Genomic DNA, 25,683 nt, shown 5'->3' with positions numbered 1-25,683 from the left:
ACGCTCCACGGCTCACAGGAGAACACTGAACATGATCTTCACCCAGGAACACGAAGCGCTGCGGCGTACCGTTCGCCAGTTCGTCGACCACGACATCAACCCTAACGTCGAGGAGTGGGAGAAGGCCGGGCGTTTCCCCATCCACGAGATTTTCCGCAAGGCCGGCGGGCTGGGGTTGCTGGGCATTTCCAAGCCGGAACAATTTGGCGGCATGGGCCTGGACTACAGCTATTCGATCGTGGCGGCCGAGGAGTTTGGCACCATCCATTGCGGCGGAGTGCCAATGTCCATCGGCGTGCAAACCGACATGTGCACCCCGGCCCTGGCGCGCTTTGGCTCCGATGAGTTGCGGGAAGAATTCCTGCGTCCGGCCATTCGCGGCGAGCAGGTGGGCTGCATCGGCGTCTCGGAAGTCGGCGCCGGCTCAGACGTCGCCGGGCTCAAGACCACGGCCCGCAAGGACGGCGACGACTACGTCATCAACGGCAGCAAGATGTGGATCACCAACGCACCGAGCGCCGATTTCATTTGCCTGCTGGCCAATACCTCGGAGGACAAGCCGCACGTCAACAAATCGCTGATCGTGGTGCCGATGCACAGCCCCGGCATCAGCCTTGGCGCGCGCCTGGACAAACTCGGCATGCGTAGCTCGGAAACCGCCCAGGTGTTCTTCGATGACGTGCGGGTACCGCAACGCAACCGCATTGGCCAGGAAGGCGCCGGGTTCATGATGCAGATGCTGCAGTTCCAGGAAGAACGTTTGTTCGGCGCGGCGAACATGATCAAGGGCCTGGAGCATTGCATCGACCGCACCATCGAGTACTGCAAGGAACGCCAGACCTTCGGCACCGCCCTGATCGATAACCAAGTGATTCACTTTCGCCTGGCGGAACTGGCCAGTGAAATCGAGTGCCTGCGGGCGCTGGTCTACCAGGCCACCGAACAGTACATCAACGACCAGGACGTCACGCGGCTGGCGTCGATGGCCAAGCTCAAGGCCGGGCGCCTGGCCCGGGAAGTCACCGACAGTTGCCTGCAATACTGGGGCGGCATGGGGTTCATGTGGGACAACCCGGTGGCACGGGCCTATCGCGATGTGCGCCTGGTGTCCATCGGCGCCGGTGCGGACGAGATCATGCTGAGCATCATCTGCAAACTCATGGGGATTTTGCCGGGGAAGAACAAGTGAGTTTCTTGCCTGACTGGCCGCTATCGCGAGCAAGCTCGCTCCCACACTGGACGGTGGACGCAGTCAATGTGGGAGCGAGCTTGCTCGCGATGAGGCCCTGACAGCCACCGCAAAACCCAGGAGCGACCCCATGCCCACCTTCAGCAAAATCCTCATCGCCAACCGCGGCGAAATCGCCTGCCGGATCCAGCGCACCGCCCAGGCCCTGGGTTATCGCACGGTGGCGGTATTCAGCGCGGCCGATGCCGACGCGCTGCATGTGCGCATGGCCGACGAAGCCGTGTTGATCGGCCCGGCGGCGGTGCAGCAGTCCTACCTCAACCTGTCGGCCATTCTCGATGCGGCCCGGCGCAGCGGCGCTGATGCCATCCACCCCGGCTACGGCTTCCTGTCGGAAAACGCCGTTTTCGCCAAGGCCTGCGCCGAAGCCGGTCTGGTGTTCATCGGGCCAAGCCCCGAGGCCATTGACCTGATGGGCAGCAAGCGTCGCTCGAAAATCGCCATGATCAAAGCCGGCGTCCCCTGCATCGCCGGTTACCAAGGTGCCGCCCAGGACGATGACACCCTGCGCCGCGAAGCCGCGCGCATCGGCTACCCGCTGATGATCAAGGCCAGCGCCGGCGGCGGGGGCCGTGGCATGCGTCTGGTATCGCGGGCCGAGGATCTGCCGGAACAGTTGCGCACCGCGCGCTCCGAAGCATTGCACGGCTTCGGCAACGACGAACTGATTCTCGAACAGGCCTTGATCAATCCGCGGCACGTGGAGGTACAGATTTTCGGCGACCACCATGGCCAGCTCATCCATCTGGGCGAGCGCGACTGCTCGATCCAGCGGCGCCACCAGAAAATCATCGAGGAAGCGCCCTGCCCAATCATGACCGCCGAGCTGCGCCAGGCCATGGGTGACATGGCGCTCAAGGCAGCCCGCACGGTCAGTTACGTCGGTGCCGGGACCGTGGAGTTTCTGCTCACCCCGGACGGCCGGTTTTATTTCCTCGAGATGAACACGCGCCTGCAGGTCGAACACCCGGTGACCGAACTCGTCACCGGCCTGGACCTGGTGGCCTGGCAACTGGAGGTCGCCGCCGGCCTGCCATTACCCCTGCGCCAGGAGCACCTCGTGCTCAACGGCCATGCCATGGAAGTACGGCTTTGTGCAGAAGACCCGGCCACGGACTTCCTGCCTCAGACCGGGCGGCTGATCGGCTGGCAACCGTCCCCCCGCGACGGCGTGCGAATCGACCATGGCTTGCTGGAAGGCCAGGCCATTACGCCGTTCTACGACCCACTGCTGGGTAAACTCATCGCCCATGGTGCCACCCGCGAAGAGGCCCGACGCAAACTGCTGCGAGCAGTGGAGGATTGCGTGCTGCTCGGCGTCCAGAGCAATCAGCGTTTGCTGGCGGGGTTGCTGGCGCATCCGCGGTTCATTGATGCTGATTTCGACAACGGGTTCATCGGCCAGCATTTTGCCGGTCATGCGGCCCTTCAACCCCACGAGCCCTCGACCGAACAGCTCGCTATTGCCACGGCCCTGTTTTATCAGGCCTCGCACGCACGACATGCCTCCGGTCTGGCCGGATGGCGCAACAATGCCGGCACGGCACTGCACTATCGGATCGGCGCGGGGGAACGGAATTGGACGCTGACCCTGGCTGCCGAAATCGACGGGACGCTAAACATTCGCAGCACCGAGGGTTTGATCGAACTGAAGCTGCTCGACATGGATCGATGTGGTGCCACGCTGATGATCAACGGCCTTCGCCAACGCCATACCTGGCGCCTCGACGGCAACGACCTATGGCTGTTCACTCGCCCCGGCTGCCTGCACCTGCAAGACCGGACCCAGGCCGCCAGCATCCCCACGGCCAGTACCAGTGATGGCACGCTCAAGGCGCCCATGGACGGCGTCATTGTCGAGCTGCTGGCCAGCGAAGGCAGTCCGGTACGCCAGGGCCAACTGCTGATAGTGCTGGAGGCGATGAAAATGGAGCACCCACTCAAGGCAGGCATCGACGGGGTCGTCAGGCAATTACAGGTCAAGCCAGGCGACCAGGTGAAAAACCGCCAGGTTTTGTTGCGGGTCGAAACAGGGCACTAGGCGGATGCGCCGGGTTTGACTACGCTCAAATCCATCAGCGCGCCGATACCGGGAACCTTGCAATGCCTCACTGGCTGGTGATTGATCTGGAGGCCACTACCGATGAAGGTGGTTGGCCAGTAACCGAAATGGAAATTATCGAAATCGGCGCCTCGCTGGTGAACCGCGACGGTCGCGAGGTGGATCATTTCCAGCGTTTCGTGCGGCCCTTGAGGCGACCACTGCTTACATCTTTCTGTCGCGAGTTGACCCACATCACCCAGGCCAACATCGACGGTGCCGCGCCCCTGACCGAAGTCTGGCCCGTGTTCGAGCGCTGGTTGGCGCCGTATCACTCAAACCTGGAAAGCTGGGTCAGTTGGGGCGACTACGACCGCAAGCAATTGCTTCAGGAATGGCAACATCAGCAGTTACACAGTGTCCTTGGCCAAATACCGCACATGAACCTCAAACAGCGTTTCGCCAAGGCCCGTCGCCTGGAACGACCGCTGGGTCTCAATGGCGCGCTGCAACTGGCCGGGTTGCAATTTTGTGGTCAGCAGCACCGAGCCCTGGAGGATGCGCGCAATACGGCGCGGTTGCTGCCCTTGGTGCTTCCAGGGTGAGCCGCAGGTGCGGCAGATGACGAATGTTGAAGCCTTGTGCATACTGGCCGGCCCTTTTCAGCCCCTTTTTCGAGGAATCGCCCATGTTTAAAGTCAACGAGTACTTCGACGGCACCGTCAAGTCGATCGCTTTTGGCACCGCCGAAGGCCCTGCGACCATCGGCGTCATGGCCCCGGGCGAATACGAATTCGGTACGGCCCAGCGGGAAATCATGCACGTCGTCTCCGGCGCCCTGACCGTGAAACTGCCTGACAGCACTGATTGGGAAACCTTCCAGGCTGGCAGCCAATTCAATGTACCGGCCAACAGCAAGTTCCAGCTCAAGGTCGCCGTCGACACCGCCTACCTGTGTGAATACCGCGGCTGAGCCTGAGATATAGGGGCTGCTGCGCAGCCCAGCGGGACCAAGAGCTGTTGTGTGAAAATAAAAATGCCCGTGTCCAACGACACGGGCATTTTTGTTCAAGGGTCTCTTATTCGAGCACTTCTACCGGCATACCGACTTCAAGTCGACCATTGCTGTCATTGACCAGGTTCTGGCCAAACATCGCACCGTCCGGTGTCGAACGATACTGCTGCAGCGTCGCGAAGGGTTCGCGGTTCGGATCACGCTCGCCGGTTTGCGGATCGACCGTGGTCATGATGCAGCGCGAGCAGGGCTTGACCAGCCGGAACTCCACATCGCCGATACGAATGCGCTTCCAGCCGTCCTCGGCAAATGCTTCGCTGCCTTCGACCACCAGGTTGGGACGAAAGCGCAGCATTTCCAGCGAGCGCCCTACTCGACTGGACAGGTCCTGCAAAGAGGACTGGCCGATCAGCAGCAATGGAAAACCATCGGCGAAGGCGACCTTGTCGTCATCCTTGCCATAACCGGCGGCGGTGGTGCGCGCCAGCTCGACCGGCACATGCACCAAGCGGGTGGGGTTGCCGATGAATTCGCTGACCCAGGCAGCCGCCTCGTCACCGGCATCCGGCACGCGCAAGGTGTCGCGCCAGATGATCACCCCGCGCCGCTGTTCTTCAACGGCCGGCGGTAGCGGCACGTCGATGGTACCGTGGCCTGGGGCGCTGAGCGTCAGGCCGCCCGCTTCGTTCCACAATGCCGAGAGCTGGCTCATCTTCGCCACGGCGCGCTGGGTCAGGAAGCGACCGGTGCCCTCATCCACCAGCATCCAGCGCCGGTCACCGTCCAACCCGAGCTTATCCAGGCCAATCCCTTGCAGGGCCTGGCCCTTGCCGGACTTCAACGGATAGCGATACAGCGCACTCAGCCGCAACATGGTCAACTTCCCTGGTGGCGAAAAAATGCCACCTTATACGAGCCGGCCATTGAAGCAAACCACCATCAGCCTCAGTCGAGCATCAACCGCTGACGTACCACATCGACCAGTTTGTCCGGTTGGAATTTGGAGAGGAAATTGTCGCAACCGACCTTTTTGACCATCGAATCGTTGAAGCTGCCCGACAGCGAGGTGTGCAGTACCACATAGAGCCCACGCAGACGCGGGTCGTTGCGAATTTCGGTGGTCAGGCGGTAGCCGTCCATTTCGGGCATTTCCGCGTCGGTGAAGATCATCAACAGTTTGTCGGTCATCACCTCGCCGGTATCGGCCCAGGCCTTGAGCATGTTCAGGGCTTTCAAACCATCACTGGCGATGTGCATTTTCACACCCAATTGCCCCAGGGTGTCGCGCAGTTGGGAGAGCGCAACGTTGGAGTCGTCCACCAGCAGCACTTCACGCCCGCGGGCACGCTCCAGCACCGGGTCTTCGAGCTTGTCCCGGGAGACCTTGGCGTTATATGGCACGATTTCGGCCAGGACTTTTTCCACGTCGATGATTTCCACCAACTGATCGTCCACCTTGCTGATGGCGGTCAGGTAGTGCTCGCGACCGGCGCTGGTCGGAGGCGGCAGGATGGCTTCCCAGTTCATGTTGACAATGCGGTCCACACCACCCACCAGGAATGCCTGAACCGAACGGTTGTATTCGGTGACGATGATGGTGCTGTTGGCCCCCGGCACCAGCGGACGCATGCCGATGGCCTGGGACAGATCGATCACCGGCAGCGTCTGGCCCCGCAGATTGACCACGCCACATACAAATGGGTGGCGCTGTGGCATCAACGTCAGTTTCGGCAGTTGCAGCACTTCCTGGACCTTGAATACGTTAATGGCGAACAACTGTCGCCCCGCCAGGCGAAACATGAGAATTTCCAGGCGATTCTCACCCACCAGTTGGGTTCGCTGATCTACTGTATCGAGAATGCCGGCCATCGATGACTCCTGGGCTTGTTCGAATAAATCTTATAAAGGGATATCGGCTGCGTCAGTCGGATCTTGACCCCTGTATGAAATATGACCGAGGGGCATTGATGTCACATTAACATCATGCTTTACTGGCTTCACGGTTTCATCCGTGATTTTTCCCCGCTGCGCGACCTCGGTTTGCGCACAAGGTTCCCCTGTGTAAGGGATTCCCCTAGGCACAATCAGGTCCAACCTGATATTCCCGCTATCCAATAGCCATTAATGTGACGCCATTCTCATTGCTGAATGGAGTCAGGCCTTTGTGCGCGACCGCAGGACTTCGGACTTCCAGCCTCTGGGCCGATCTCGCCAACGCAACCGTTGGCGATTCAGTCATTGCCCAACGGCAACGATGTGCCGACGCGTCTTCGTTCGTAACCGGCGGTGAAGTCCAGCCGTTCGCCACATGCGATTTTCTTTCGCCTGACACGATGTTGTGGAGATAAGCATGCCGAACGACGATACGAACTGGAATCAGCGCCTTCCTGAGTTTCTGACCGAAGCCGAGACGCTTCTGGCCAAGTCCGAGGAATGCCTGAGCCACTTGCAACTGATCAGCAACGACAAAGACGCCATCGATTGCATGCTCAGCACTTTGTTGAAGCTGGCAAACAAGGCCGATGCCCTGGCGCTGGAAGCTGTTTCGGAGTTCTCGTTGCATATCCATGGCTTGCTCAGCCACGCGCAAAACCACATGGAACTGCATGACCAGGCCTTGGGTGCGCTAAAGGATTGTTTCACTTTGATGGCTTGGCAACTTGAACTGGTCGATCACACCACCGGCCAACTCGGTCTGGACACCAGCGAGCAAACCTCGCTGATCGAAGCTTTTGCATTCCAGGTAGGCCAGAGTCCGTGCCAGGAACTGCCAGCGTCGCGCCCAATGACACTGGTGCCTTACCCCCAAAAACAAGCCTGATGTCGAGGATGCCGGCCCAGGATGATATGCGTGCCTCATAGCGCTTTCTTGCTGCCATGCCGAGCGCGACCAACGATTTGCGAAGTGGTACTATCTCCCGCGTCAGTTGTTTCAGACTGCGGCGCAAAAGCCGCCACCTGAAATATGCCTTCGACCTCAAACGTTTACCCGACCCGGCCCGTCAGATGCGCTGACCGGCTTGCCCGCAGCGAACATTCATTGGCTCCATCCGCTATGTACGCCAGCCTCAAGTCATTCATCACCTGGCCTCCCTCCCGAGAAAATGCCCGCCGCTTCACATTATTACTGTGCATCTGCTCGGCCCTCGGCTGCCTATTGACTTACCTGTTTGCCCACACGGTGCCGCTGGGCCTGCTGGCACTGAATGTCGCGGCCATGACCTGTGTCTGGATCCACCATCGATTGTCGCGCAAATCCATCAAGTTCCAGCCTCACGAACTGGCCAACCGGTTGCTTGAGGTCCAGGAGAACGAGCGCCACCGGCTCAGCCGCGAATTGCACGACGACATCGGCCAGTTGCTGACCGCGGCGAAACTGCAAAGCGAATGGCTCAAGCGCCGGATACCGGAAGAATTGCAGGGGCAATGCACGATACTGTGCGAAACCCTCGACGAAACCCTCAACAAAGTCCGCGATGTGTCGGCGATCCTCAACCCGAGGCAATTGACCAGCCTGGGCCTGGAAGCCAGCCTGCGTGCGCACCTGCTCAAGACTCTGGCCAACACCCCGGTGAAATGGAGCCTCGATTGCCAACAGCGCATGGCGGGCATTCCCGAGGAAATGACCGTCGCGGTCTTTCGAATCACCCAGGAAGCGGTCACCAATATCTTGCGTCATGCCCAGGCGAAGAATCTGCTGGTGCGCCTGCAGCGCCTGCCCGAAGGCCTGATGCTGCTGATCAGCGACGATGGCCAGGGGTTTGTTCCCGCCGCCCACCCCGCTCGCGAAGGGCAACGCGGCATGGCCGGCATGTCGGAGCGGGCTGAGCAACTGGGCGGCACCCTCAAGGTCATCAGCGAAGCCGGTAAAGGCACGCACATCGAAGCACGCTTTCCCTGGGCGCCCCGAGCCCTGGAACGAGCCAGTAAGAATAAGGTTCTCCATTGATTTGTAATCTGCTCCTGGTAGACGACCACTCGCTGATCAGGGCCGGCGTGCGCGCCCTGGTCATGGATCTTCCCGGCTACGCCGTCATCGGCGAAGCCAATGACGGCACGCGATTACTGGAGCTGGTAGAGCGACTGAACCCCGATATCGTGCTGCTGGACATTTCCATGAAAAACACCAACGGCCTGGACGCCTTGCGGCAACTCAAGCAGGTGCGTCCTCACAGCAAAGTGTTGATCCTGTCGATGCACACCGATCCGGCGTTGATCATGCAGGCCCTCGAATCCGGAGCCCATGGCTACCTGCTCAAGGACACCACGCCCACCGAGCTGGAGCACGCCCTGGAGGCATTGCGCAACAACGAACGCTACCTGAGCCCGGCCATCGCCCACACCGTGATCAACCAGGCGCTGACCCGCGTCCAAAAGCACCTGCCCGACCCTGCCCAGACCCACAACCTGACTGCACGTCAACTGGAAATACTGCGCCTGATCGTACGCGGCAAGTCCACCCGGGAAATTGCCAACGGCCTGAGCCTGAGCATCAAGACCGTGGAAACCCACCGGGCACAAATCATGAAGCGGCTACAAATCCATGACGTGGCCGGGCTCGTGCTGTTCGCCGTGCGCGAACAGATCATCAGCCTGGACGATTGAGCCTCGCCGAAGCGCCAAGCAGCGGCGAATCGTGCGGCAGGTGCACCCGCAATGCCTTTGGCCGCACAGTGAAACGCAGACTGTCGACCTGCAACGGTTCGCCATCAAGATTGATATCCAGGCCCTGGGCGACTTTGATTTCCACCCAGGGCAAGCGCGCGCGCACAAACATATTGTCGATACCCAAACCTCCAGCCAACAGGTCTTTGAGCGTGCTGACCACTTCCTGCGGCGCTGGCAGGATGCTGATGTCCAGCAATCCGTCATCGACCAGCGCCTGCGGGCACAGCACATGACCACCCCCGGCCTGTCGGCCGTTACCGATGCCAAGCGCCAGCAAATCGCCCTGCCACTGAAAGCCAGGCCCCTGCAATTCGCCGTAGGCCGCACTCAGCTCACTGAAGCGCGATAAGCCGGTGAACAGGTAAGCGGCGCCTCCGAGGACCTTCTTCAAGTCCTCGGAGGTGTTCGCCGTCACCTGGCTGCCAAAACCGCCCGTGGCCATGTTCAGGAAAATCTGGCCGCCGACTTCACCCACATCAACAGCCTGTGGTGCAATGTCCAGCAAGTCCAGTGCCTGGGCCGGCTCCAGCGGGATACCGGCCGCCCGGGCAAAGTCATTGGCAGTGCCCAGCGGCAACAGTACCAGACTGGCGTCGCTCGACTGGTGGACGATAGCTTCGGCGATATCACGCAAGGAGCCGTCACCGCCACCGGCGATCAATTGCGTGTAGCCGGCATCCAGTGCTTCTTCGACACATCGCCGGGCATCGCCTGCCTCCCAGGTCAACCGTACCGCCAGGTCCCAGCCCTGCTCACGCTTGAGCATCACTGCGGCGCGAACCTCGTCGTTGAGGGCTTGCTTGCCATGCAAAATCATCAGCGCCTTGCCTTTGCTCATCGTTGTCTCCGTCATTGGAAGGTTCTGGAAATGGGACCGCTCATTCATCCGAAAAAGCCCTGACCGTCTCAATTTCAATAAAAAAACACGATCTAGCGCCCCAAGGAGACACTGCGAAGCAGCCCATCCACCCATACGTCTCCATTCGAAGAATTTTCTTACAAGCCCCGGCGAATCAGGTCAATTGACCCCCTGGCTGTATTAAGACACCTTGGCATTCTGTTGTGCTGGACCGTTAAAACGCTCATTACACAAGGATGTACTTACTCATGGATGGACACATCAGGGCTCGCGAGGGCCTGATCAGCGATTCGAACAGTAATGGCCAAAGGGATGAAGCGTCCCATGCGTAGCCATGAATACATGCTCTCGCCTCGGCAGTTCGCATCCTTTGGAAGCGAGCAGGCAGATACTCAAAACGAATGCAAAAGTTGCAGTAATCCCGCTGGAGGAATTGATTTGGAACCGCGCGTCGTTGAACTGGAAACCCACCTCAAATACATCCGCAAAGACATGGATGAAATCCGCACCGACGTCAAGGTGATCCGCCACAGGCTAGCCTATTCGGCCGGCGCGGCAGCGGTGGTCCTCGGTCTGCTGGGGTGGATTGCGAACAGTCGTTTCGACCAGGTGGTGATGCTGCTCTCGCGATAAAGGCAACGGATATGAAGGCCCGGGTATTCGACTCGGGCCGGAACACGTTATCGCTGCAGCGTTAACCCAGGACTTCGCTCAAGGGGATAAAACCTACTTGGTCACCTTCGACCAGTGTTTGCCCCTCGATCACCTCGACCAGCCCTTCAGCCCAGGCTGCGCTACGCAGGACACCGGAGCTTTGATTGCGGTAGATGATCGCACGACCATTCTCCATGCGACCTCGCAAGTATTCTCGTCGCCCGCCTGCCTTCGGCCAGGCAAACCCGGCCGGCACAGTGAACTTGAGCGGCGCCACCGACTGGACGCCCTGGCGTCGCAGCAGGTAGGGCCTTGCCAGCAATGCGAATGTCACCAGTGTCGAAGCGGGGTTTCCAGGCAGGCCTATCACCGGCACGCCACGGAAATGCCCGAAGGTCAGCGGTTTCCCGGGCTTGATGGCGAGCTTCCAAAGCGCCAACTCTCCCTCCTCGCGCAATGCGATGCCTAGAAAGTCCGCCTCCCCCACCGATACGCCGCCCGTGGACAGGATCAAGTCGACATCCAATAACTTCGCCAGGCGTTCGCGAGTAGCCGGCAAGTCGTCAGGCAGGATACCCGCATCCACAACTTCACAGCCCAGGCGCTGTAGCCAGCCACAGAGCAGCACGCGGTTGCTGTTATAGATCTGGCCCGGGCCCAGTGCTTGCCCCGGCTCGACCAACTCGTCGCCGGTGGACAGGACGGCAACGCGTACCTTGCGCACCACTTCCAGCGACGCGCAGCCCAAGGAGGCCGCCAGCCCCAGCTCGATTGGCCCCAGACGAGTACCCGCAGGCAGGACCTGCTCGCCAACGGTTGCTTCCTGTCCTTGAGGGCGAATGTTCTGCCCGCTGACCATGGGTTCGGTAAACCGTACCCGCTGATCACTTTCAACCACAGCGTTTTCTTGCATCTGCACGCAATCGGCGCCGGGCGGGACAGGTGCTCCCGTGAAGATCCGTGCGCAGGTTCCAAAGGCCAATGGCTGTGGTGCCTGCCCGGCAAAAATTCGCTGGCTGACCACCAAGGGTTCTGCGTCCCAGTCAGCCAGCCGCAAGGCATAGCCATCCATGGCGCTGTTGGGCCATGGCGGCAAATCAAGGGTCGACACCAAATCCTCGGCGAGCACCCGTCCTTGTGCGGCGGCCAAGGGTAGGCGTTCGCGCTGGACAATCGGCGTGGCCGCCGCCATTTCGAGCAATCGCTCCAACGCGACCTCGACGGCCATCAAGGCGCCAGCCTTGCCCGGTTTACCCACGGGATTCACAAGCAGCGGCTTGTTTCAAATGGGGCACGAAGTTACATGGACGATGCCGCGCGTCCAGTTGTTCGGCGAGGATCCCATCCCACCCGGTGCGCACCGCATTGGTGGAACCTGGCAGGCAGCAAACCAGCGTGCCGTTGGCCAAGCCGGCCAACGCCCGGGACTGGACCGTGGAAGTGCCGATGTCCGCCACGGAAATCTGCCGGAACAACTCACCAAAACCGTCAACCTGCTTGTCCAGCAGGCATGCGACGGCTTCCGGGGTACTGTCGCGACCAGTAAATCCTGTGCCACCGGTGATCAACACCACTTGCACCACGTCTTCGGCAATCCAGGTCGCGACCTGTGCCCGAATCTTGTACAAATCATCTTTGAGCAGGACCCGCGCCGCCAGGTTATGGCCGGCCGCAGTGAGCCGGTCGACAAAAACCTGCCCAGAGGTGTCGGTTTCCAGGGTACGGGTATCACTGACAGTCAGCACCGCAATATTGAGCGGCACGAAAGGTACATCAGCCTTGGCTTTCATAGGCTCGTCCAGTTGTAGGGGAAACAGCCCGGTGTTATATCACAGCGCTTCATTTTTTCGCCTGTGCGGAGACACGCCATGACCACGAACACTCCTCTGCCATCATGTTCCATTCTGCTATTGGCGGGTGGGCGCGGGCAACGCATGGGCGGGCAAGACAAGGGCCTGCTGGAATGGCAGGGCGAACCACTGATTGCCCATCTCCATCGCCAGACCCGGGCGCTGAGCGATGACTTGATCATCTCTTGCAACCGCAATCTGGAACGCTATGCGTTGTATGCCGATCAATTGGTACATGACGACGAAGGCGATTTTCCCGGCCCGCTGGCAGGTATCCGCGCCGGCCTCAAGGCGGCAAGGCATCCGTATCTGCTGGTGCTGCCATGCGACGTTCCACAAATCGACTCAAGCCTGCTCGACAGCATGCGCGAAACAGCCAGCCGGCATCCCGACCGACCGCTCATGGTGCGTCACGGCGAGCATTGGGAACCGCTGCTGTGCGTCATTCCGCGGGCGCTGGCAGGTGCCTTCGAACAGGCCTGGAGCGAAGGCGAACGAAGCCCCGGCCGCATCATGCGCACGCTCCACGCCGTTGCGTTGCCATGCCCCGCCAACGATCCTCGGCTGGCGAATCTGAATACCCCGGAATTACTGGCCCAACACAATGGCGTGTCAGATTGACACTAGCCAGGAACTTGCGTGCAATGTATACGTCTGAAGGTTAGTAACTTGAAGAATCCATTTCGGAGAAACACCATGACTCAACGGACCCTCGCCACTTTCATGCTCGCACTGGGCCTTGCCACTCTCGCCGGTTGCGCATCGCCAACAGTGATCACCTTGAATGACGGTCGCGAAATCCAGGCCGTCGACACGCCCAAGTACGACGAAGAAAGCGGCTTCTACGAATTCGAGCAACTGGACGGCAAACACACTCGCGTGAACAAGGATCAGGTTCGTACCGTTAAAGACCTGTAATCTTCAACGCCACGGCCAGATACAGAAAAGCCCGCAATATTTGCGGGCTTTTTTGTGCCGGTCAGAAAGCCAGGTCGGTTACCACTGCAGCGTAATGCCGCTTTCAAAAACACGTTCCTGGCCAGTGACGGGATCGACGAAACGCAGCCCTTGGGCCAGCAGCTTAAGTGGATTGGCGTAGTCGTCATCGGCGTCCCGCAGCACATCAGGATAAAACGGATCGTTACAGATGACGGCGCCAAGGGCGTTCATGTGAACCCGCAACTGGTGCTTCTTGCCCGTAACCGGATACAGGCCATAGCGCCACAGCTCGCCGTTTCTTTCCAGCACCTCAATGGTCGTCTCGGTATTGGGTTCGCCCGGACCTTCCTGCATCCGGAAGAACGGTTCGCCATCGATCATTCGGCTTTTATGCACCCTAGGAAAGGTTAATTCAGGCAGCGCGCGAGCAATGGCCTGGTAGCGCTTGTCGATCTGCCGGGTGGGAAACAGCGATTGATAAGCCGAACGAGTGTGCGGGTTGGCTGAAAACAGCACCAGCCCGGCCGTGTGCCGATCGATACGATGCAACGGCACCAGATGGGGATTGTCCAGTCGCCGGATCAGTCGTCGCAACAGGGTTTGCTCGACATATTCGCCTGCCGGAGTGACCGGCAAAAAATGCGGTTTGTCCGCCACCACCAAATGCTCGTCGGCATACAGGATCGACTCCAGCACGGGGATCGGCTTCTCGTCGGGCACTTCACGAAAATAGTGGATGCGCAGGCCTTCACGGTAGGGCAAGTCGACACCGATCGCCTTGCCCTCCCCATCCAGCACCCTCCCCCGGGCGATGCGGTCCAGCCATTGCTCGCGGCTGATAGCACTGAAATGCTCACACAGGCACTCCAATACCGTCTGCCAGGAACCGGGGGGCAGATACAACGTACTGGCTTGATGGTGGGCAGCGGAAAACGAGGAACCGGACATTGAAGACTCTTAGCCATTTTGCAGGGCAGCATTATCTGCCAGTCGCGCCAGCCAGCCCAGTAGTGATTGCTTCAGGCCGGGATCGACGTTGGCTTCGCCGCCGCCTCGGTGAATTCTTTCAACCAGCGCAGCACTTCCACCGCCTCCCAGCGCCCCGGATCGTACAATGCGTACAACAGGCCCTGGTAACCGACCACATCCAGCTGCTTATGGTAGCCGGCACGCTGGAACAACGCTTCAATCTCGGCAAAGCAGGTGTTGAAATGCAGTTTGTTGAAGGGGGTCTTGCCTTCGGTCACCAGCCCGTCCAGGCGTAACTCCTGGACAGCCTCGCGCACAACGTCCACGGACATCCGGTTCACGCTGTTCTTCAATTGTTCGACATTGACCAAGGGGTGCACTCCAGATAGCTGTATGGGCATACAGTAACCGAAGAATGCGATTTTCGCCAATGACCTGCATGTAGATACGATGAGTGGAAAGGCTATCAGCGCAGAAACGCGACAACCTGTTCGGCATCAAAAGGCCAGTCCAACTCTGCGCCAGTATCGATTCTGCGCAGGACCGGGATTCGTAGCCCATAGGCCTCAGCCATCGCTTCGCTTTCGCTGATATCCACCAGCTCCACCAACAGTCCATGTTCAACCAAAGGCATCAACTCCGCTTCGGCCACTTCACAGAGGTGGCAACCCAGGGTGCTGAACAGCTTGCATTCAGGAGGCATGACGGTAGACCCACAAAAGAGAGACGGTCATTCTAGGCCTGCCCCAGGAAACCGTCGAGCCGCTGTCTCTCTTGAGGGTGTCTCGGTAAAACGCTGATGCAAATCACTGAACGCGAAAGTTTTTCCGGCGATGCTTAGTACTTTTTTCCCTCTACGCTGTGTCTCAGAACCTTGAACCGGAGTGCCCCTTGTTTGCCAACCTGCTGATCATTCTTGCCTCGTCCCTGGTGGTCATCGCCTTGTTCAGGCGACTGCGCCTGCCACCGGTACTGGGCTACCTCTGTGTCGGGTTGGCGGTGGGGCCGACCGCGCTGAACTGGGTGAATGACAGCGAAGAACTGCCAGACCTGGCCGAGCTCGGCGTGGTTTTCCTGTTGTTTTCGTTGGGGCTGGAGTTCTCTCTGTCGAAGATGCTCGAACTGCGTCGGGTCGTGTTCGGCCTTGGCAGCCTGCAGGTGGTGTGTTCGGGTGCGCTCCTGGCGGCATTACTGACATTCTGCGGTGCGCCAGTGATAGCCGCACTGTTGCTCGGCACAGGATTGGCCTTGTCGTCCACCGCCATTGTCAGCAAGGAATTGACGAGCCTGGGGGAGATTTTCAGCAGTCACGGCCAGAACGCCATCGGCGTGCTGCTGTTCCAGGATGTGGTCGCGGTGCTGTTGCTGACCCTGGTACCGGTATTCGCCGGCAGCAGCGAGCACCCTTGGTATTGGGCGCTGCCCCTGACTTTGGGCAAGACCCTGGTCTTGTTCGGTGGCCTGCTGCTAGCCAGCCGCCTGCTACTGCCTCGACTGTTCCATGAAGTGGCTGCGTCCCGGTCCGCAGAACTGTTCGTGCTGCTGGCCCTGGTGATCGTGTTGCTGACGGCATGGCTGACACACCTGCTCGGCCTGTCACCGGCCCTGGGGGCGTTTCTGGCGGGCATGCTGTTGGGGGAAAGCCACTATCGGCATCAGATCGAGGCCGATATCCGCCCGTTCCGCGACATCCTGCTGGGGCTGTTTTTCGTCAGCATCGGCATGCTGATCGATCTGCAGTTGTTCATCGATGACGGTCTGCTGATCCTTGGTTTGACCCTGGCGCTGATGCTCATCAAGGGCTGCGTGGTCGCCGTGCTGGTGAAATGGCGCGGCAGCGACGGTGAAACCGCCTGGCGCAGTGGCCTGGCCCTGGCCCAGGGTGGCGAATTCTGTTTTGCCTTGATGGCGCAGATGCAGCAGAACCGCCTCATGCCGGCCGACATCAGTGGCCTGCTGCTGGCGGCGACCTTCTGTTCCATGCTGCTGACCCCGCTGTTGCTGCGCGCCGCACCCCACATCGCCGCGCGCCTGCATCGCAAACCCAACGAAGAGGCGCAACTGGACCAGATCAGCGCGCTTAACGCTGGCTTGTCGGGCCACGTGGTCATTTGCGGGTATGGGCGTGTCGGCCAGTCCATCGGGCGCTTTCTTCGTCGGGAAAACCAGGCGTTCGTCGCCCTGGATGATGACCCGGTGATCATCCGGGAAGCCACCGTCGGGGAGCACTGCGTGCATTACGGTGATTCGCGACGCGGCGACCTGCTGGTCGCCGTCGGCCTGGGCCGCGCCAGGTTGCTGGTGATTGCGGTCGACAAGACCGACATCGCCATCACCGTCCTCAGGGAGGCCCGGCGACTCAACCCTCAGGTGCCGATCCTGGTACGCACCCGCGATGACAGCCAACTGGCCGAGTTGCAGGCGGCCGGGGCCAGCGAAGTGGTCCCGGAGCTGCTGGAGTCGAGCCTCATGCTGGCCTCCCACGCCTTGATCATGCTCGGCCTGCCCGAGCAGCAGGTCCGGCATCATGTGGATCAGGTCCGGCATGACCGCTATCGCTTGCTGCACGGTTTTTATCCGGGCAATCAGGACAAAGAGCCTTAGTCCTGGCTGACCGCGCCGATCTTGTGGATCGACAGGTCGGCGCCGTAGTACTCCTCTTCCTGCGTCAACCGCAGCCCCAGCAAGACCTTGATCACTCCATAGACCGCGAACCCACCAGCCAGGGCGATGACAACGCCCAGCGCCGTGCCGAGCAGCTGGCTGATCAGGCTGACTCCTCCCAGCCCACCCAAGGCGCTTTGGCCGAAGATGCCGCAGGCGATACCGCCCCAGACGCCACACAACCCATGCAACGGCCACACCCCCAGCACATCGTCGATCTTCCACTTGCCCTGGGCGGCGGTGAAACACCAGACAAACAAGGCGCCGGCGATGACACCGGTCGCCAGCGCGCCGACCGGATGCATCAGGTCGGATCCGGCACAAACCGCCACCAGGCCAGCCAACGGGCCGTTGTGCAGGAAGCCTGGGTCATTGCGCCCGACAATCAATGCCGCCACGGTACCCCCCACCATGGCCATCAACGAGTTGACCGCCACCAGCCCGCTTACCCCAGGCAGGGTCTGGGCACTCATCACGTTGAAACCGAACCAACCGACAATCAGGATCCACGACCCCAGGGCCAGGAACGGAATGCTCGAGGGCGCGAACGCCACCAGGCGGCCGTCCCGGTAGCGGCCGTTGCGCGGCCCGAGCAAGAGCACGGCGGCCAACGCCAGCCAGCCGCCCATGGCGTGCACCACCACGGAACCGGCGAAGTCATGGAAGCCGGCACCGAACCGAGCCTGTAACCAGGCTTGCAGGCCAAAATTGCCGTTCCAGACCAAGCCTTCGAAGAATGGATAAACAAACGCCACGATCAGCACCGTGGCGCACAACTGCGGCGCAAACCGGGCACGTTCGGCAATCCCACCGGAGATGATGGCCGGAATCGCGGCGGCAAATGTCAGTAGGAAGAAGAACTTCACCAGGCTATAACCATGATCGGCGCTGAGCACCGCTGCCGGTTGCAGAAAGGTCACACCGTAGGAAATCCAGTAGCCTATAAAGAAATAGGCCAGGGTCGAGACAGCGAAATCGCTGAGGATCTTGGACAGTGCATTGACCTGGTTCTTTTGCCGGACGGTTCCCACTTCAAGGAACGCAAAACCGGCATGCATCGCCAGAACCATCACCGCACCCAGCAGAATGAACAACGTGTTGGAGCTATGGAGGAGACTCTCCACAGCGCTTTGCATATTTTCCATGGTGTTGGCAGACCTGAAAAGTTAAAAAAAGCACCAAACCGGTTCGCCTGCCCTGCCGACGCACCAAGTTGAAACGACTCACCAGCCTACCGAAGGCTCATGACCCGCTTTGGTGCGCGCAAACTGACAGCACGACATCCCGCTTTGAGGTGCTTCGCGGGTTTTGATTATTTAGGTTAAGGTTTTGCGGGGTTGTGCCCAGCTTCAGCGCACTGGTGCAGGGTGTCGCACCAGTACATGGCAATGCCTGAGCAAAAGTTGTACCAGCCACTTTCACTGAACCTTCCGACAAGGCTCATACTCGAACGCTTCAGACGTCACTTACGGAGATTCACCCCATGGCCAGAACCCAGGCAAAGACCGCTCAAGAAATCCTGATGGAAGATTTTCAGACACTGGTCAGCGACACCGAACGGTTGCTGGATCACACCGCGACGCTGGCAGGTGACCAGGCGGATGAATTGCGCAGCCAGATTCACGAAACGCTCTTGCGCGCCCGTGAAACCCTCAAATTGACCGAAGACTCGGTACGCGAACGGGGCCAGGCCGCAGTCACCGCCACCGAGGAATACGTACAGGCCAACCCTTGGCAGTCCGTCGGCATTGCAGCGGGCGTGGGCTTTTTGATTGGTCTGCTGGCAACGCGGCGCTGATCATGGGGATCGAACAACCGGGCTCGTCCGAAGCGGGCACACAACCTACAGCGCGCCGCCTGGGCGCGGCATTCCTTGGCCTGCTGCACAGCCATGTCGAACTGTTCGGCATCGAATTGCAGGAACAAAAGGCCCGCACCGTCAGCCTGCTGCTGTTCGCCGGGCTTGCGCTGGTGTTCGGTTTGCTGCTGCTGGTCGGGCTTTCGGCGCTGGTGCTGATCCTGGTATGGGATACCTATCGCCTGGCGGGCATCATCGGTCTGTGCCTGTTTTATCTGCTGGCGGCGCTGTTCTGTGGTCTTCGGCTCAAGGCAGCGATCTTTGACGAATCGTCCCCCTTCCATGCCACCCTCGAAGAATTGGCCAATGATCGGGAGCGCCTGCTGCCATGAGCTTGCCTGATATTCCTCAAGCCCGGACCCGCCAGGAAATGCGCAAGGCGTTGGTGCGTCTACGTATGGAAATGCACCGCCAGGAAATCCGCCAGGAAACGCGCCAGTTGCTGCAACCGCTGCAACGGGTTCGCGGCTTGACGCAAAGCTGGCATGAAGGCTTCGGCATCAAGCATGCGCCGCTTTGGGGCGTGGCCGCGGTGACCTTGCTAGGCTTCATCACGGGCAAACGCAGCCGCAGCGGTGGCGCCGGCGGCGTGACAAGCCTGATACGCCTGGCGACGACGTTGCTGCCACTGATCAAATTGGCCAAAAGCGTGCGCAAGCCCTGAAGCCCCACACCCTGTGGCGAGCGAGTTCCCTCGCCACAGGGGTGTTGTGCTTGACCATCCTCCTCTGTGCACGAACCCACGGCCCTTGCAGGGCGCGCCACGAACCGGGAAGCTAGGGTATCGATCTCATCAAACGGAGTAACCGGCCTTGGATTGGCATACCCTGCTGACTCGCGAACGTCTCGGAAAAACCTTGCACAGCCCGGAAGAGCTGGGCCGTAGCCCGTTTCACAAAGACCACGACCGCATCATCTTTTCCGGTGCCTTTCGCCGCCTCGGCCGCAAGACACAGGTGCACCCGGTCTCCAGTAACGATCACATCCACACGCGCCTGACCCATTCCCTGGAAGTCAGTTGCGTCGGACGTTCCCTGGGCATGCGTGTGGGAGAGACCATCCGCAGCGCCCTGCCCGACTGGTGTGAACCCAGCGACTTGGGCATGGTCGTGCAATCGGCTTGCCTGGCCCACGACATCGGTAACCCGCCGTTCGGTCACTCCGGTGAAGACGCTATTCGCTACTGGTTCCAGCAAGCCGCAGGCCGCGGTTGGCTTGACGCCATGAGCGAAGCCGAGCGCAACGACTTCCTCAACTTCGAAGGTAACGCCCAAGGATTCCGGGTCCTGACACAACTTGAATATCATCAGTTCGACGGCGGTACTCGACTGACCTATGCCACCCTCGGAACCTATCTGAAATACCCCTGGACCGCCCGCCACGCCGATTCCCTGGGTTATAAGAAGCACAAGTTCGGTTGCTACCAGAGCGAACTGCCGCTACTGGAACAGATCGCCCACAAGCTTGGCCTGCCCCAAATCGAAGACCAGCGCTGGGCACGGCACCCTCTGGTGTACCTGATGGAAGCCGCCGATGACATCTGCTATGCGCTGATCGACCTGGAGGACGGCGTGGAGATGGATCTGCTGGAGTATCCGCAGGTAGAGTCGCTGCTCCTGGATCTGGTGGGAGACGATCTTCCAGACACCTATCGCCAACTGGGGCCACTGGATTCCCGACGGCGAAAGCTGGCGATCCTGCGGGGCAAGGCCATCGAACACCTGACCAACGCCGCCGCCAGGGCGTTCGTCGAGCAGCAGGAGGCGTTGTTGGCCGGCACGCTGCCAGGCGACCTGGTGGAGCACATGCATGGCCCGGCCAAACGCTGCGTACTGAATGCCAAGGACATGGCCCGCAAGAAAATATTCCAGGACAAGCGCAAGACCCTTCACGAAATCGGCGCCTACACGACGCTGGAAATCTTGCTCAATGGATTTTGTGGCGCGGCTCTGGAACAGCACGGGGGCCGTACGCCTTCGTTCAAGAATCGCCGCATCCTCGATCTGCTGGGCAACAACGCGCCCGACCCCAACGGCCCGTTGCATGGTGCATTCCTGCGAATGATCGATTTCATCGCCGGAATGACCGACAGTTACGCCAGCGAAATGGCCCAGGAAATGACGGGCCGCACCCGGCAATAAGCTGTGTGGGTGCTGCGGTGCGCCGGGGTTCGTGCCAGCCACAAAAACTTGTGGGAGCGAGCCTGCTCGCGATGCGCCCGCTCACTATCGCGAGCAGGCTCGCTCCCACATGAGTTGCGCTGCGTGCCGAGGTTCTGTGCCCCCTCCAACAATGGCTTTCGGGCAAGTTTCACATCAGGAAGAAACGTGAAACCTGCCAGCAATATTGAATCCCCCTTCCCACTTCTCACTTATTTTTATAAACAACTCATTGAAGGAAATATCCTTTCATAAACTGCTATCAAATCCCCCTTCCTATTTCATCCACCTACTAAAAACCCAATCACACCGTAGTACCCTGCCTCTTTTTTTGTAGGAAACGTCTGAAACTACGAAGGCATGCCTTTCTCCTCGTACGGCCCTGGCTTTAACTGGGCTAAGGTGCGCGCTTTATTTAAGCTCGTAGGGATACTTTATTCATGAACTCCGTTTTCATTGTCGACGATCATCCGGTCATCCGCCTCGCCGTTCGCATGCTTCTGGAGCATGAGGGCTATAAGGTCGTAGGGGAAACTGACAACGGCGTCGACGCGATGCAAATGGTGCGCGAATGCATGCCAGACCTGGTGATCCTGGACATCAGCATTCCCAAGCTTGACGGGCTGGAAATCCTGTCACGCTTCAACGCCATGACCACACCGCTCAAAACGCTGGTGCTCACGGCACAGTCTCCCACGCTGTTCGGTATCCGATGCATGCAGTCCGGCGCCTCTGGTTACGTTTGTAAACAAGAAGACCTCAGTGAGCTTGTCAGCGCGATCAAAGCCGTATTGTCCGGCTACAACTATTTCCCCAGCCAAGCGCTGAACCCGGTCCGCCAGGATGACCCGCGCAGTATCGAGTTGGATCTGTTCAAGAGTGTCAATGATCGGGAGTTGATGGTACTGCAACTTTTTGCCCAGGGCCGTACCAACAAAGAAATAGCCAAAGGTATGTTCCTAAGTAATAAAACCGTCAGCACCTATAAAAAACGGTTGATGCAAAAACTTAAAGTCAAATCCCTGGTAGAACTGATTGAAATGGCGAAGCGCAACGCGCTGGTATGAGAAAGAACAGGATGCTCAAGTGCATAAAGGCATGTCTCCTGCTGCTGAGCGCCGGATTATATGCAGGGGGCCTCGCGGCGGCAGCGAATGAGCCCGAAGCCTATACGCTTCTAGGGCGTTCAACCCCGGCTCCTAGCGAGATCAGGCTGGATGACGCCCACCGCGCCTGGCTGCAGAGCCGGCGGGAGTTGGTTCTAGGCACCTCTGCGCCGGACTATCCGCCCTTCGATCTTTCCACCAGCGGGCGCGACTATGAGGGCATGACCGCCGACTACGCCGGTATCATCGCCCAAGCGACCGGCCTGCCCATGAAGGTCCTGCGATTCGCTTCCCGTGAGGCGGCCATCATTGCGCTCCAGAACGGGCAAATCGACCTGCTGGGGACCGCCAACGGTTTCGAAGCCCGCAACCCCGGCATTGTCCTGTCGATGCCATATGCAGTGGACCAGCCCGTGCTCGTCACCCGGACAAATGAAAGCCGATCCTTGACTGAAGACCTCAAGGGGTTGCGGCTGAGCATGGTCTATCACTACCTGCCGCTACCGGAAATCGAAAAACTCTACCCCCAGGCGCTCATCACCACCTATCCCTCTTACCAGAACGCCATAAACGCCGTTGCCTTCGGCCAGGCCGATGTATTTCTCGGCGATACCATTTCTACCCATTACATGATCAGCAAGGGGTACTTGAGCAATATCCGCATGGCCAGTTTCGGGAAACATGAGTCCTACGGGTTCGGTTTCGCAGTGCGGCGCGACGACACCCGGTTGTTGGAAATCATCAACGCCACGCTGAACCAGATTTCCGTCGCCGAGCAAGCGGCCATCTTCAAGCGCTGGAGCGCGGGCAGCGACCTGTTCCTCACGGAGCACAAAATACAACTGACTGAACGGGAGGAACGCTGGCTGGCCAGGCACCCGGTGGTTCGGGTGGCCGTGAACGAAACGGCGGCCCCCTTCACGTTCTTTGATTCGGACGGTGATTTGCGCGGAATCAGCGCCGACCTGCTGGAGCTGATCCGGCTGCATACCGGCTTGCGCCTGGACATCCAGCGGCGCCAGAACGACAGCGAAATGATTGCCGCCGTGCTGAATGGTGAAGCCGACATGATCGCTGCACTTTTGCCGAGCAGCAAACGCCAGCAACAACTTAAATTCAGCCGTCCCTACATCGACAGCTCGTTTGTGCTGCTGACCCGCAGGCAATCCGATACACCGGCGACACTCGACCAGTTCGGGGCCCGGAGCCTGGCGATCGCCAAGGGCAATCCGGTCATCGAATGGCTGCGCAACCAGTACCCGAGCCTCAAGATAATCGAAACCATCGACGCCTCCCATGCCATTGAAATGCTCGCCCAGGGCCAGGTCGACGGCAGCGTGCATTCCCTGGTCATGGCCAACTATTTCATCTCGTCTCACTCGCTGCGCGACACCTTGCAAATCAGCAGCACCGTCGGCACTCAGCAGGCCATGTTCTCACTGGCCACCGGGAAAAATGCCATCGAGCTGAACTCCATTCTCGACAAGGCCTTGACCAGCATCGACCCCGACGAGCTGGGCGTCATCAACAACCGATGGCGCGGCTACGTCTCGGCATCGCAATACACCTGGCGCACCTATAACCGCCTGTTCTTCCAGATCGTCGCAGGCGTCGGCCTGTTGCTGCTGCTTTCTCTGGCATGGAATGCCTACATGCAGCGCCAGATCAGACAACGGCAACGGGCCGAACTGGCCCTCAACGACCAGCTCGAGTTCATGCACTCGCTGCTCAACGGCACCCCTCACCCCATTTACGTGAGAGATCGCCACGGCTTCCTGCAAAGCTGCAACGACAGCTACCTGGAAACGTTCGGGGCCAAACGCGAAGACGTCATCGGCAAGAATGTCATGCCCGGGTCCATGAGCAATGCTTTCGAAGCGCAGGAGTACCAGGCGGACTATCAGCGCGTCATGGCCGAAGGCACCGCCCTGATCGTGGACCGGCCGCTGCACATTGGAGACAAAAAGCTGACGATCTATCACTGGATCCTCCCCTACCGTAACTCCACCGCAGAAGTGCAAGGCATCATTGGCGGCTGGATCGACATCAGCGAGCGGCGCCAGCTCTTCGAGGAGCTGCGTGCTTCCAAGAAACAGGCTGATGACGCGAACCGGGCCAAAAGCACGTTCCTGGCGACCATGAGCCATGAAATCCGTACCCCCATGAACGCCGTGATCGGCATGCTGGAACTGGCCTTGAAACATGCCGAAAAGGGGCATTTGGACCGCTCGGCCATAGAAGTCGCGTACGAGTCGGCCTCCGGCATGCTGGAACTGATAGGCGATATCCTGGACATCGCGCGGATCGAATCAGGTCATCTGAGCCTGGCGCCCGAGCGAGTCAATCTCAGGGCCATGCTGCAATCGGTCATACGAGTTTTCGAAGGCTTGGCCCGACAGAAAAACCTGGGGCTGTCGCTGCAGTTTGACCCTTGCGAAGGCAACCCGGACGTATTGATTGACCCCTTGCGATTCAAACAGGTGCTCTCGAACCTGATCAGCAACGCCCTCAAATTCACCGAACAAGGCCGGGTACAAATCAAGGTGCACCTGTCACGCACCGCCCAGGACAACGTCGTGCACATGCAACTGGAGGTCAGTGACAGCGGCATTGGCATCAGCCCGACGGACCTGCAACGTCTGTTCGAACCCTTTGCCCAGGTCGACAATACCGGCCGGATGGCCCGCAAGGGTGCCGGGCTGGGGCTGGTGATCAGTCGCAACCTGTGCCAGATGATGGGCGGCAGCCTGCATATGAGCAGCCAGCCGGGCACTGGCACGCAAGTCCAGGTCGGCCTGCAACTGACCGTCCTGCCCCCGACAATGGCTATCGCGCCCGCCGAACCGCAGATCGACACGGCCGCTACCGCGCTGAACGTCCTGGTCGTGGACGATCATCCGGCCAATCGTTTGTTGATGTCACAACAGCTGGAATATCTGGGCCATCACTATCAGGTGGCCCTCGATGGCGCACAAGGGCTCGAGACCTGGCATGAAGGGCATTTCGACCTGGTGATCGCCGATTGCAACATGCCCATCATGAGCGGTTATCAACTGGCCAGGTCGATTCGGCAACGAGAGTCCGAACAACAACTGCCGCCCTGCACCATCCTGGGGTTTACCGCCAATGCGCAGCCCGAGGAAAAACAACGCTGCCTGGACGCCGGCATGGACGACTGCCTGTTCAAACCGATCAGCCTGAGCGCCCTGAGCCAATGGATGAGGACGGTCAAACCCATCAACCGACCACGTGTCTTCAATGTACTGAGCCTAAAGGCCTTGACCGGCGGTGACCCACACTCCACACGACGCCTGCTGGCCGAGTTACTCAGCAGCAACCGTTCGGACCGCCAAGAACTGCTTGGCATCGCCCGCAGCGGCAACCGGCAGGCATTGATCGAAGCGGCGCATAAAATAAAAGGCGTCGCCCGAATTGTGCAGGCGAGCTCGTTGATCCAGCGCTGTGAGGCACTGGAACAAGCGTGTCATCACGCACAGGCGCCTGAGCGAACGAGCGAATGCGCCGAGGCCCTCGATCAAGCCATGACGGAACTGGAGCGGGCCCTGGAAACAGAGATCGCCAAGGCAAAATAATCCAGCGTTTACTATGCTGTTCGCTCAGCAGTGCGTATCAGGGGCGTTCTCAATCAGTT

At 59.7% G+C, this 25,683-nt stretch carries 26 protein-coding genes; 17 read left to right on the top strand and 9 right to left on the bottom strand.

Annotated features, from left to right (window positions below):
• Window positions 1–31 precede the first annotated feature (31 nt).
• The 4 genes from atuD to J9870_RS08950 all read left to right on the top strand — a co-directional run bounded on the left by atuD (window position 32) and on the right by J9870_RS08950 (window position 4,263).
• Complete coding sequence (gene atuD, locus J9870_RS08965; RefSeq protein ID WP_210643577.1) at window positions 32–1,189, top strand: citronellyl-CoA dehydrogenase; 1,158 nt, start codon at window positions 32–34, stop codon at window positions 1,187–1,189.
• 130 nt (window positions 1,190–1,319) lie between these two features.
• Window positions 1,320–3,290 carry an acetyl/propionyl/methylcrotonyl-CoA carboxylase subunit alpha gene (locus J9870_RS08960; protein ID WP_210643576.1) on the top strand — a complete coding sequence of 657 codons (1,971 nt, stop codon included), beginning with the start codon at window positions 1,320–1,322 and terminating at the stop codon, window positions 3,288–3,290.
• Between the two features lie 62 nt (window positions 3,291–3,352).
• Window positions 3,353–3,895, top strand: coding sequence for an exonuclease domain-containing protein (locus tag J9870_RS08955; protein WP_210643575.1), 543 nt, complete (start codon window positions 3,353–3,355; stop codon window positions 3,893–3,895).
• 83 nt (window positions 3,896–3,978) lie between these two features.
• Window positions 3,979–4,263 (top strand): pyrimidine/purine nucleoside phosphorylase, encoded by a 285-nt coding sequence (locus J9870_RS08950; RefSeq protein ID WP_053120557.1) that lies wholly within the window; start codon window positions 3,979–3,981, stop codon window positions 4,261–4,263.
• Window positions 4,264–4,369: 106 nt separating this feature from the next.
• Here J9870_RS08950 and J9870_RS08945 read toward each other — a convergent pair whose 3' ends face one another.
• Together J9870_RS08945 and J9870_RS08940 are read right to left on the bottom strand one after the other, a co-directional pair.
• On the bottom strand, window positions 4,370–5,179 hold the full coding sequence (locus J9870_RS08945; protein WP_210643574.1) for an MOSC domain-containing protein: 810 nt from the start codon (window positions 5,177–5,179) through the stop codon (window positions 4,370–4,372).
• A 71-nt stretch (window positions 5,180–5,250) separates the two neighbouring features.
• On the bottom strand, window positions 5,251–6,174 hold the full coding sequence (locus tag J9870_RS08940) for a chemotaxis protein CheV (protein ID WP_053120553.1): 924 nt from the start codon (window positions 6,172–6,174) through the stop codon (window positions 5,251–5,253).
• Between the two features lie 481 nt (window positions 6,175–6,655).
• Here J9870_RS08940 and J9870_RS08935 point away from each other — a divergent pair, with 481 nt between their 5' ends.
• The 3 genes from J9870_RS08935 to J9870_RS08925 all read left to right on the top strand — a co-directional run bounded on the left by J9870_RS08935 (window position 6,656) and on the right by J9870_RS08925 (window position 8,910).
• Window positions 6,656–7,126, top strand: coding sequence for a hypothetical protein (locus J9870_RS08935; RefSeq protein ID WP_210643573.1), 471 nt, complete (start codon window positions 6,656–6,658; stop codon window positions 7,124–7,126).
• A 234-nt stretch (window positions 7,127–7,360) separates the two neighbouring features.
• Window positions 7,361–8,254, top strand: a complete 894-nt coding sequence (locus J9870_RS08930; protein ID WP_210645165.1) for a sensor histidine kinase — start codon at window positions 7,361–7,363, stop codon at window positions 8,252–8,254.
• On the top strand, window positions 8,251–8,910 hold the full coding sequence (locus tag J9870_RS08925) for a response regulator transcription factor (RefSeq protein WP_210643572.1): 660 nt from the start codon (window positions 8,251–8,253) through the stop codon (window positions 8,908–8,910). Before J9870_RS08930 ends, J9870_RS08925 begins: the two co-directional genes overlap by 4 nt.
• Here J9870_RS08925 and yegS read toward each other — a convergent pair.
• Window positions 8,894–9,811, bottom strand: a complete 918-nt coding sequence (gene yegS / locus J9870_RS08920; protein ID WP_210643571.1) for a lipid kinase YegS — start codon at window positions 9,809–9,811, stop codon at window positions 8,894–8,896. The two genes, J9870_RS08925 and yegS, sit on opposite strands and share 17 nt — an antisense overlap.
• 345 nt (window positions 9,812–10,156) lie before the next feature.
• Between yegS and J9870_RS29430 the strand changes: the two genes are divergently transcribed.
• The gene (locus J9870_RS29430) at window positions 10,157–10,465 is read left to right on the top strand and encodes a hypothetical protein (protein WP_246883089.1); all 309 of its coding nucleotides are present in this window, start codon (window positions 10,157–10,159) and stop codon (window positions 10,463–10,465) included.
• Window positions 10,466–10,526: 61 nt separating this feature from the next.
• On the opposite strand, the gene glp is transcribed toward J9870_RS29430, so the two are convergent.
• Window positions 10,527–11,714 carry a gephyrin-like molybdotransferase Glp gene (glp, locus tag J9870_RS08910; protein WP_210645161.1) on the bottom strand — a complete coding sequence of 396 codons (1,188 nt, stop codon included), beginning with the start codon at window positions 11,712–11,714 and terminating at the stop codon, window positions 10,527–10,529.
• A 22-nt stretch (window positions 11,715–11,736) separates the two neighbouring features.
• Entirely contained in the window at window positions 11,737–12,276 is a 540-nt protein-coding gene (gene moaB / locus J9870_RS08905; protein WP_210643570.1) for a molybdenum cofactor biosynthesis protein B, read from the bottom strand.
• Between the two features lie 78 nt (window positions 12,277–12,354).
• On the opposite strand from moaB, the gene mobA reads away from it, so the two are divergent.
• Window positions 12,355–12,957, top strand: a complete 603-nt coding sequence (gene mobA / locus J9870_RS08900) for a molybdenum cofactor guanylyltransferase MobA (protein ID WP_210643569.1) — start codon at window positions 12,355–12,357, stop codon at window positions 12,955–12,957.
• A 75-nt stretch (window positions 12,958–13,032) separates the two neighbouring features.
• The gene (locus tag J9870_RS08895) at window positions 13,033–13,254 is read left to right on the top strand and encodes a YgdI/YgdR family lipoprotein (RefSeq protein WP_210643568.1); all 222 of its coding nucleotides are present in this window, start codon (window positions 13,033–13,035) and stop codon (window positions 13,252–13,254) included.
• Window positions 13,255–13,332: 78 nt separating this feature from the next.
• Here the strand turns inward: J9870_RS08895 and J9870_RS08890 are convergent, their stop codons facing one another.
• The 3 genes from J9870_RS08890 to J9870_RS08880 form a co-directional block, all read right to left on the bottom strand.
• The gene (locus J9870_RS08890; protein WP_210643567.1) at window positions 13,333–14,223 is read right to left on the bottom strand and encodes a pseudouridine synthase; all 891 of its coding nucleotides are present in this window, start codon (window positions 14,221–14,223) and stop codon (window positions 13,333–13,335) included.
• A gap of 71 nt (window positions 14,224–14,294) precedes the next feature.
• Complete coding sequence (locus J9870_RS08885) at window positions 14,295–14,615, bottom strand: transcriptional regulator (RefSeq protein ID WP_135844442.1); 321 nt, start codon at window positions 14,613–14,615, stop codon at window positions 14,295–14,297.
• A gap of 95 nt (window positions 14,616–14,710) precedes the next feature.
• Complete coding sequence (locus J9870_RS08880; RefSeq protein WP_210643566.1) at window positions 14,711–14,947, bottom strand: glutaredoxin family protein; 237 nt, start codon at window positions 14,945–14,947, stop codon at window positions 14,711–14,713.
• A gap of 188 nt (window positions 14,948–15,135) precedes the next feature.
• On the opposite strand from J9870_RS08880, the gene J9870_RS08875 reads away from it, so the two are divergent.
• Window positions 15,136–16,848: a monovalent cation:proton antiporter-2 (CPA2) family protein gene (locus tag J9870_RS08875; protein ID WP_210643565.1), complete on the top strand. Its 1,713-nt coding sequence runs from the start codon at window positions 15,136–15,138 to the stop codon at window positions 16,846–16,848.
• Here J9870_RS08875 and J9870_RS08870 read toward each other — a convergent pair.
• Window positions 16,845–18,053 carry an ammonium transporter gene (locus tag J9870_RS08870; RefSeq protein WP_210643564.1) on the bottom strand — a complete coding sequence of 403 codons (1,209 nt, stop codon included), beginning with the start codon at window positions 18,051–18,053 and terminating at the stop codon, window positions 16,845–16,847. The two genes, J9870_RS08875 and J9870_RS08870, sit on opposite strands and share 4 nt — an antisense overlap.
• 338 nt (window positions 18,054–18,391) lie before the next feature.
• Here J9870_RS08870 and J9870_RS08865 point away from each other — a divergent pair, with 338 nt between their 5' ends.
• From J9870_RS08865 to J9870_RS08840, 6 genes are all read left to right on the top strand, one after another.
• Window positions 18,392–18,706 (top strand): YqjD family protein, encoded by a 315-nt coding sequence (locus J9870_RS08865; RefSeq protein ID WP_210643563.1) that lies wholly within the window; start codon window positions 18,392–18,394, stop codon window positions 18,704–18,706.
• A gap of 2 nt (window positions 18,707–18,708) precedes the next feature.
• A complete protein-coding gene (locus J9870_RS08860) occupies window positions 18,709–19,098 on the top strand; it encodes a phage holin family protein (protein WP_135844437.1) in 390 nt (129 codons plus the stop codon).
• Entirely contained in the window at window positions 19,095–19,430 is a 336-nt protein-coding gene (locus J9870_RS08855; RefSeq protein WP_210643562.1) for a hypothetical protein, read from the top strand. Before J9870_RS08860 ends, J9870_RS08855 begins: the two co-directional genes overlap by 4 nt.
• A 148-nt stretch (window positions 19,431–19,578) precedes the next feature.
• Complete coding sequence (locus J9870_RS08850) at window positions 19,579–20,907, top strand: deoxyguanosinetriphosphate triphosphohydrolase (RefSeq protein WP_210643561.1); 1,329 nt, start codon at window positions 19,579–19,581, stop codon at window positions 20,905–20,907.
• 458 nt (window positions 20,908–21,365) lie between these two features.
• Entirely contained in the window at window positions 21,366–21,992 is a 627-nt protein-coding gene (locus J9870_RS08845) for a response regulator transcription factor (RefSeq protein ID WP_123342045.1), read from the top strand.
• Between the two features lie 11 nt (window positions 21,993–22,003).
• A complete protein-coding gene (locus J9870_RS08840; RefSeq protein WP_210643560.1) occupies window positions 22,004–25,624 on the top strand; it encodes a transporter substrate-binding domain-containing protein in 3,621 nt (1,206 codons plus the stop codon).
• Window positions 25,625–25,683: the final 59 nt, after the last annotated feature.

This window comes from Pseudomonas sp. Tri1, assembly GCF_017968885.1.
Classification (GTDB): Bacteria; Pseudomonadota; Gammaproteobacteria; order Pseudomonadales; family Pseudomonadaceae; genus Aquipseudomonas.
Note: the sequence above shows the minus strand (reverse complement) of the source record. Positions and strands in the feature narration are given on the sequence as shown.